Here is an 8,161-nt window from a genome sequence, read left to right as displayed (position 1 = left end):
CTGTAACACCTCCGATATTGCGGTCGAGATCCCATGGCATACCAATACCAATATGATCATTTAACCTAAGTGGCTGATACTGTGTAAGTACACCTACCGTATCAACGCCCGAATTAATACAGTTGCTTAATGGGAAATCTATAATCTTATATTTTCCACCAAACGCAACTGCCGGTTTTGCAACTTTTGCAGTAAGTACACCAAGACGGCTACCTTGTCCACCTGCTAACAACATTGCAATCATTTCTTTTTTTATCATGTCAACTCACCTCGCTGCTTATATTAAGTAATAAAATTATAGCATTAAATTGCTAATAATAAAAGCATTTTCCCCCTATTTTTTATTTATATTTTCTCTTTTTTTTGCCATTTTTCGTTCTTAGTTGTGCAAAATGTACATTTTTTTTATTGTTCTTTCCTATTTCTTATTTTTTCATCAATCTATTTTGTATTTTTAACAATTTTCTATACTATATTTTGTCTAAAATTGCTATAATAAAGTTATTCCTGATTTTTGTATTTATTATAGAAGATTTACCTTTTAGTTTTGATTAATTTTATGTTAAATCTTTAAAAAGTACTAAAACAAGTGTATAATCATATAAGATTTTATTATGAGATTGGAGAAGAATATGTACAAATTAGATTTTAATACTCCTGCTAAACTACATTTTACCGGAATCGGTGGAATTAGTATGAGTGCATTAGCAGAAATCATGATTTCAAGAGGTTTTACCGTTACAGGTTCAGATTCAAAGGAGTCCGAAATAACAAAGCACCTAGAGTCATTAGGTGCAACTATTTGCTACGGACAAAAATCGCAGAATGTTTCTTCAGATGTTGAAGTTTTAATTTATACAGCTGCCGTTAAACAGGATAATCCTGAATTAGTTGCAGCAAAATCAATGAATATTCCCCTTCTTACAAGGGCGGAATTTTTAGGTCAGATTATGCAGAATTACCATACCGCCATTGGAGTTTCAGGAACTCACGGAAAGACCACTACTACTTCCATGCTTTCCCAGATTATGCTCGAGGCAGATACCGACCCTACCATATTAGTAGGTGGAATTATGCCTGCCATTAAGGGAAATACAAGAATCGGTCATTCTGATAAGCTTATTACTGAAGCATGCGAATATACTAACAGTTTCTTATCCTTTAAGCCAACAGTTGCCATTATTTTAAATGTTGCAGCGGACCATCTGGACTTTTTTAAGGATTTAGACGATATAAGACATAGCTTTAGGGAATATGCCCGTTTAGTCCCTGATGATGGAGCTTTAATTATTAACAGCGACATTGACAATATTGAATATTTTACGGAAGGGCTCAAATGCAGTGTCATTACAGTAGGTTCAGACCCTAATAAAAGTATGTACAGTGCTGCAAATATTACTTTTGATGAATTTGCAAGAGGCTCTTATGACTTAGTTGTAAACGGTGAAATTAAAGACCATATTACATTAAAGGTCACAGGAAAGCACAATATTTATAATTCCTTAGCTTCTATTGCTGCTGCCCACTTTATGGGAATAAGTAATGAAGATATTAAAACAGGACTTATGGCATATGAAGGTACGGACAGACGTTTTCAGCTTAAGGGTAAATTGGGAGATATTACTATTATAGATGATTATGCCCATCATCCTGATGAGATTAGGGCCACCCTTAGCACTGCAAAACACTACCCTCACAATAAATTATGGGTTGTATTCCAGCCACACACATATTCACGTACAAAAGCTCTGTTGCCTGAGTTCGCTGATGCGTTGAAGGAGGCTGATGCAGTAGTTCTGGCTGATATTTATGCTGCAAGGGAGAAAAATACCCTTGGCATAAGTTCAAAAGATGTAATGGATGAGATAAAAAAAGACGGTGGTACCGCTTACTATTTCCCAACTTTTAGTGAAATAGAAAATTTTTTATTAGAAAATTGTGCACACAATGATTTGTTAATAACAATGGGTGCCGGAGACGTAGTAAAAATAGGGGAACATCTTCTTGGAAAATAACTTATTAACATTCCACAAAATTTTGTTGATAACTATTAACAAAATTTTGTGGATTTTTTGTTTACATAAGATTGAATTTTAGCAACCTTGATTTTCCAGAGTTAATGGGAGGTGTGACAGTTTTCGACAAATTATGCCCCCTTTTTATTATCATTATTAACATTATTAACATACCCCGCAATCCCTTTAAAATAGGGCATTTCAGCCAATTTGTGACGTTGATTTTTAGAAATTTTATGCTATACTTCAAAATGTATTTGAGATGCAGACAAAGCTTTGGAGCAAAGCTTGATATAGAAAATTATTGTAGGAGAGCACAAAAATGGCTAAGTTGATTTTAGACAGAGGTAACTTTGCGGATTTCACCTCTATTTCGAATGTTTTTTTAGATGAGTATATGCCAAAAGCCAATGGGGAATTTATAAAAATCTACCTTCATTTGCTTCGTCTTATGAACAGAAATACTAGCGAAGCTTCTGAAGATGAATTAACACTTTCAAATATTGCTGACAGGTTTAATATGTTAGAGGCTGACGTAAATCGTGCCCTCCATTACTGGGCAGATCAAAGTCTGTTATCACTTTCAACGGACAAGTCCGGAAATATTGCCTGCATCAGATTTGAAGCCTTAAAAAGCAACCGTTATCTTGTAAGCGGTATTTCCACTGAGAATGTATCTGGTGCTATTGAAGTATCTGATATTTCAGATGTAAAACCTGAAATTTTGGCAGCGGTTTCAGGAGACAGCACTCCTATTCCTGTTCCGGAAACATCAGGGATTATCATTCCGGCTAAGAGGAAATATTCTCCAAAGGAAATTGCTTCTTTTTCAAATGATGACAGGTTTGAGCAGCTTACATTTTTGGCACAGACTTATTTAGGATGTACACTTAATCCTGCTGACATTAACAGCATTATTTATATGTTAGACGGACTTAAGCTGGATTCTGATTTTATTATATACATAATGGAAAAGTGCATTTCAGAAGGTCATAAGACTTTTTCATATATTGAAAAGACTGCTATTTCTTATGTTCAAAAGGATATCTATACTATCGAGGAAGCTAAGTTAGATGCAAAAGTAAGAAAGGATATTTACAAAAGAATTTATAAGATTTTTGGACTAACTTATAAGGCTCCTGTAAAAAATGAGGTTTTATATATTTCAAAATGGACAGACAAGTATGGTTTTTCTGATGACATTATTTTAGAGGCATGCAACCGTACCATGGAGCATACTCACTGTGCAAGTTTCAGATACGCAGATGGTATTTTGACAAACTGGTTCAAAAATGATGCTAACTGCTTAGAAGCTATTGAAAAGCTGGACAAGATTCATTCTGAAGAGACAGCTAAGTCATTTAGTGTTGTTTCAAAAGCCCCGGCAAAGAAGGCAGTAAAAGCTAAACGTGCAAAAACTTTTGAACAGCGTACATATGATTACAGTCAGTTAGAAAAGAAGATTGTAGAAAGCCAAAACAAGAAATTTGCCAAGAAGAATATTTAATAAAAGGATTTAAGGAGAGTTTCCCCTATGGGTCTTACAAGAGAACAGTTTGATACTATAAGTAACAACTATAATAACAGACGTTTAGAAAATAAAATAGAAATGGACAGGCGTATTAAGGAGGTTTATGAAAATGTACCTCAAATAGCCGAATATGACAGGGAAATTGCTTCACTGGCTGTTAATGCCACAAGGCTTGCATTGTCCGGTGATGCTTCTGCTAAGGACTCTTTAAGAGAGGATATTCAGGTTATAAGCGAGAAAAAGCGTGCAGCACTTCTTATGAACAGATATCCCGGGGACTATCTGGATGAAATTTTTACCTGTCCTATTTGTAAGGACACCGGATTTGTCCACGGAAAACCTTGTGAATGCCTTAAGTCTGAAATAATAAATCTTATATATTCAAGATCAGAATTAAATGAGATTTTAGCAGTGGAAAATTTTGATAATTTCAATTTTGATTTCTATTCTGATGACATAATTGATGAAGTTTCCGGCATATCTTCCCTGGAAAATATGGAAACTATTGTAGACAGATGTCATTATTTTATAAATAACTTTGACAAACACCCATGTAATCTGCTATTCTATGGCAGGGCGGGTACAGGCAAAACCTTTTTAATTAACTGTATTGCCAAAGAATTAATAGACAAATCTTATTCTGTTATTTATCTTTCAGCAGTTCAGTTTTTTGACCTGCTTGCAGATTATTCTTTCAGAAGAGAGAATAATTCCGTTTACAGACAGATTAGTATAAATGAATTAGAGGGATGTGATTTACTTATAATTGACGATTTAGGTACTGAGATGAGCAATTCCTTTACCGACTCGGCACTGTTTGATTGTCTTAATGAGCGACTTATACATCGGAAATCTACTATTATTTCTACAAACTTTTCTATAGAAGATTTGCAGAATAAATATGAAGAGAGAATTTTTTCCAGGGTTATTGGAAATTATAATTCTTTTAAGATTTTTGGTGATGATATAAGAATAAAGAAAAAGTTTACTATTTAACACATTTACACATGAAGGAGAGTTTTACAAATGGCTATCGAAAAGTTTATCGAATCTATTCCCGTTGGTCCACTTGCCATCGTAGCATTATCAGGAAGTAAGGCATTAGGAGAAACTGTTGATGCTTACATTTCTGATTGGAGAAGTGAAAGAGTCGAAGCAAAAGAATCACCTATTACATTTAAAGGTTATGTTAAGGATTCATACCTGTTAGATGTAAGCACACCAAGATTTGGTACAGGTGAAGCAAAATGTACCTTAAAAGACACAGTTCGTGGTTGCGACCTCTATATTATCGATGATGTTACTAATTACAGCATTGAGTATACTGTTTGTGGTCAAAAGAACCATATGTCTCCTGATGACCACTATGCAGACATTAAGAGAGTTATTGCCGCTGCTGCAGGTAAGGCAAAAAAAATTACTGTTATTATGCCTTTCTTATATGAAAGCAGACAGCACAGACGTACTTCCAGAGAATCTATGGATTGTGCAGTTATGTTACAGGAACTTGTTAATATGGGAGTTGATAATATTCTTACTTTCGATGCCCATGACCCACGAGTTAACAATGCTATTCCTATTCACGGTTTTGAGTCAATTATGCCAACATATCAGTTCATTAAAAATCTTTTAAGAAATGTTGACGATTTGCAGTTAGATTCAGATCATTTAATGGTTATAAGCCCTGATGAAGGTGCTATGGGAAGAGTTGTATACTTCGCCAACGTACTTGGTATTAATATGGGTATGTTCTATAAGCGTCGTGATTATACTACTATTGTAGATGGAAGAAATCCTATTGTAGCTCATGAATATTTAGGCGAATCAGTAGAAGGAAAGGATGTTCTTATTATTGATGATATGATTTCATCCGGTGACAGTATGTTAGATGTTGCAAGCCAGTTAAAAAAACGTAAAGCAAAGAGAGTTTTTGTTGCATCAACCTTTGGTCTCTTTACAAACGGTTTGGAAAAATTTGATAAAGCCTATGAAGATGGTCTTATTTACAGAGTAATGACTACAAACTGCATTTACCAGACTCCTGAACTTTTGTCAAAAGAATGGTACATCAGTGTAGACGTTGCAAAATACACAGCCTTATTTATTGACAGATTAAACCACGATTCTTCAATTAGCGATTTATTAGATCCTGTTGAGCGTATCAACAAACGTGTTAATGAATATGGAAACAGATAGTTAAAGTTTATTTAAAAAGATTGCTACTATTTTGGTAGCAATCTTTTTTTGTCTTTATATTTTATTTTTAAGCCGGCTGCCTCTGGGCAAGCTGTCTTTTTGATTTCTTATTTTATAACTTTATAAAATTGTGATGTATTTTCAACTTATCCGCCATTACTTTTTCTCTGGTATGGCAGGAGAAAATAATAACCTGTTCCATGCTTTCAGCCATAAACTTCATTGTGTTGCCCATACGTTTATTATCATACATAACAAAGGCATCATCTAAAAGAATCGGCTTCTTATCTTTCTCAAAAATAATGTCAGCTGCTGCAAGACGAAGCGCCATATATATCTGCTCCACCGTTCCTTTACTAAGCTTAGATGCAGGAATTAGTGATTTTTTACCATTAATGGAAATGTTTAATCTGTCATCTATAGAAAGATTATCATATTTTCCATTGGTAATCTCCGACATATAAAAGGACGCCTTTTCATTTAACTTCTTTCCAAAGCTGTTTCTAATTTCAGTAGCTATTTTTTCAATATTTGTCTTTGCCTCTTCAATGGCATCAATTTCAAACTTTGCTTTTTTAATAACTTCAAGTCTGTGATTTGATTCATTAATTCTTGCTTCAACTTCAATATCTTTTTCTTTTTTCTGCTCCAAAATCCAGTTAGCCTTGGAAATAGCCTCATTCAATTCCCTCTCCTGCTGCTCTATTTCCTTAAGCTCATCGCTACAATCTTCTGAATTTACTTCCTTTTCCTCTTCTGCCTTTATCAACTCCTGTGTTGCCTCAAGGGCATCTTTTTTGCTGTCAATCTGATGCATACAATAAGTTTCCTCATGCTTTGCCGCATCTAACTTGTCCAGTACCAGCTTAAGCTCTTTCAGGCTTTCAATTTTCTTATTGCGTTTCTTTTTGTTAACAAAAAACTTTACAACAGATAAAATCAGACACACGCCTGCCAGTCCTAAGCAAATCGCAGGCTTCATCCAATATTCCCCTACATATAACAAATCAACATTGCCAACGGTAAAGCCAATTGCTGCCCCAATAAATGCCATGGTAAGAATTATAAACACAATCGGTATATTGCTTCTGTTTACAACCTTATCTGTAAGCATATCCATGGTCTCCCAATTATCAATACCCTTGCTTTTTAATTCATTTTCCAATGACTGCTTATGGGATTTTATCTGCTCTAACATAGAGTTATACTTTTCAAGCTCCGTGGTATATGACAAAACCTCCTGATATAGATTCTCTTTTCTCTCATTTTGCCTTGCCAGTTCCTCCAGCCTTTTGGCATCCCTTGCAGACAAATCCTTTTTCTTTTCCTGAAGACGTGCCACAGACTCCTTTTTCTGTTCAATAGAGGCAATAATTGTGTGCTGTTCTCTTTCTGACAACTCCAATGTATCCTCGTCATCTCTTATATATCTGCGGATTTCATCCTCTTCTCCAATTTTATTTTCAGAAATAATCTTTCTTTTTTCGGTATTTAACTCCTCAAAAGCCTCTTTTATATTAATTTCCATAGACTTTGTGGAACCAAGATTAGCTGCATAATTTTTCAGTATATTCTCCAGTTCCTTGTCAGTAACGCTGCCTAGCTGGCTTATGCTAATGGTATTGTAATAACAGCTTTCATCCAGTCCCGCAAACAGTTCATCTATTTGTTCCTGAGATAATTCAATACCTAAATCCTCATTTATTACCTTAAAGCTCTTATTTTCCTTACTAAAATTGCGCTCTATACGATAGTTCACTCCATCGCTTTCAATTCCCATGGTTCCCTGATAATTAGAAGGATTGTCCCATGGCTGGTATTTAGAATAGGTATCTTTAGCACTTGCCTTTCCTCTTTGCTTTTCAATTCCAAAAAGCATACCTCTTATAAAGGTGTGAAGAGTGGTTTTCCCTGCCTCATTTTCACCATATATAATATTAAGTCCCGGCTCAAGAGATATATATTTATGATTAAATTTACCAAAATTCGTCAACTGTATATCTTTTATAATCATACCTTACCCTCCATAGCCTGTGATAAAGCTTTTGTGCCATAATAAAGTGCCTTCTGCTGCAACGGATTTAATGGTTCCTTATCTAAATACTGACCAATAAACATTCCAAGAATATTATCCTTATTGTCGGCATACATTTCCTCAAAATCAAAATCCGGAATTGTTTCATCAATAACAGTTACTATATTGCCACAATCCATTACGTCTTTTATGCTTATTTCAAATTCAGGATCCCTGTAACCGTTAAATGTTACACGGTACATGTTATCCTTTCCTCTTTCATTAAAAATGTCGGAAAGTCTGTGTCTGATTTCCATATTTGTAGCATTCGGCGTTACCGTAAAGTCCAAATCAACATACTGTCTTTTAGAAAATGGCACAAATTCAAACTCCAGACCTTTCTTG

Annotated in this window: 6 protein-coding genes and 1 pseudogene; 4 read left to right on the top strand and 3 right to left on the bottom strand. The window is 34.8% G+C overall.

Going from position 1 to position 8,161, the window contains the following annotated elements:
- The coding region (locus Q5O73_RS09200; protein ID WP_302669539.1) for a sugar phosphate nucleotidyltransferase at nt 1-259 on the bottom strand (259 nt) is incomplete at its 3' end.
- 373 nt (nt 260-632) lie between these two features.
- Between Q5O73_RS09200 and murC the strand changes: the two genes are divergently transcribed.
- The 4 genes from murC (at nt 633) to Q5O73_RS09180 (ending at nt 5,742) form a co-directional block, all read left to right on the top strand.
- Nucleotides 633-2,015: a UDP-N-acetylmuramate--L-alanine ligase gene (gene murC, locus Q5O73_RS09195; RefSeq protein WP_186840693.1), complete on the top strand. Its 1,383-nt coding sequence runs from the start codon at nt 633-635 to the stop codon at nt 2,013-2,015.
- Between the two features lie 322 nt (nt 2,016-2,337).
- Nucleotides 2,338-3,522 carry a DnaD domain protein gene (locus tag Q5O73_RS09190; RefSeq protein ID WP_118589604.1) on the top strand — a complete coding sequence of 395 codons (1,185 nt, stop codon included), beginning with the start codon at nt 2,338-2,340 and terminating at the stop codon, nt 3,520-3,522.
- 27 nt (nt 3,523-3,549) lie between these two features.
- Complete coding sequence (locus Q5O73_RS09185; RefSeq protein WP_302669538.1) at nt 3,550-4,542, top strand: ATP-binding protein; 993 nt, start codon at nt 3,550-3,552, stop codon at nt 4,540-4,542.
- Between the two features lie 30 nt (nt 4,543-4,572).
- Entirely contained in the window at nt 4,573-5,742 is a 1,170-nt protein-coding gene (locus Q5O73_RS09180; protein WP_186840695.1) for a ribose-phosphate pyrophosphokinase, read from the top strand.
- Nucleotides 5,743-5,854: 112 nt separating this feature from the next.
- Here Q5O73_RS09180 and Q5O73_RS09175 read toward each other — a convergent pair whose 3' ends face one another.
- Both Q5O73_RS09175 and Q5O73_RS09170 read right to left on the bottom strand, forming a co-directional pair.
- On the bottom strand, nt 5,855-7,756 hold the full coding sequence (locus Q5O73_RS09175; protein WP_021952378.1) for an ATP-binding protein: 1,902 nt from the start codon (nt 7,754-7,756) through the stop codon (nt 5,855-5,857).
- A pseudogene (locus Q5O73_RS09170) lies at nt 7,753-8,161 on the bottom strand (hypothetical protein); the annotation flags it as partial. The gene Q5O73_RS09175 and the pseudogene Q5O73_RS09170, both read right to left, overlap by 4 nt.

Origin of the sequence: Eubacterium sp. AF15-50, from assembly GCF_934835595.1 — a bacterium.
Taxonomy (GTDB): Bacteria; Bacillota; Clostridia; order Lachnospirales; family Lachnospiraceae; genus Eubacterium_G; species Eubacterium_G segne.
Note: the sequence above shows the minus strand (reverse complement) of the source record. Positions and strands in the feature narration are given on the sequence as shown.

What these genes read in the sequence shown, in the direction of transcription:
- murC (WP_186840693.1), top strand. Translation starts at nt 633, where the DNA reads ATGTACAAATTAGATTTTAATACTCCTGCTAAACTACATTTTACCGGA.
- Q5O73_RS09175 (WP_021952378.1), bottom strand. Translation starts at nt 7,756, where the DNA reads ATGATTATAAAAGATATACAGTTGACGAATTTTGGTAAATTTAATCAT.
- Q5O73_RS09185 (WP_302669538.1), top strand. Translation starts at nt 3,550, where the DNA reads ATGGGTCTTACAAGAGAACAGTTTGATACTATAAGTAACAACTATAAT.
- Q5O73_RS09180 (WP_186840695.1), top strand. Translation starts at nt 4,573, where the DNA reads ATGGCTATCGAAAAGTTTATCGAATCTATTCCCGTTGGTCCACTTGCC.
- Q5O73_RS09190 (WP_118589604.1), top strand. Translation starts at nt 2,338, where the DNA reads ATGGCTAAGTTGATTTTAGACAGAGGTAACTTTGCGGATTTCACCTCT.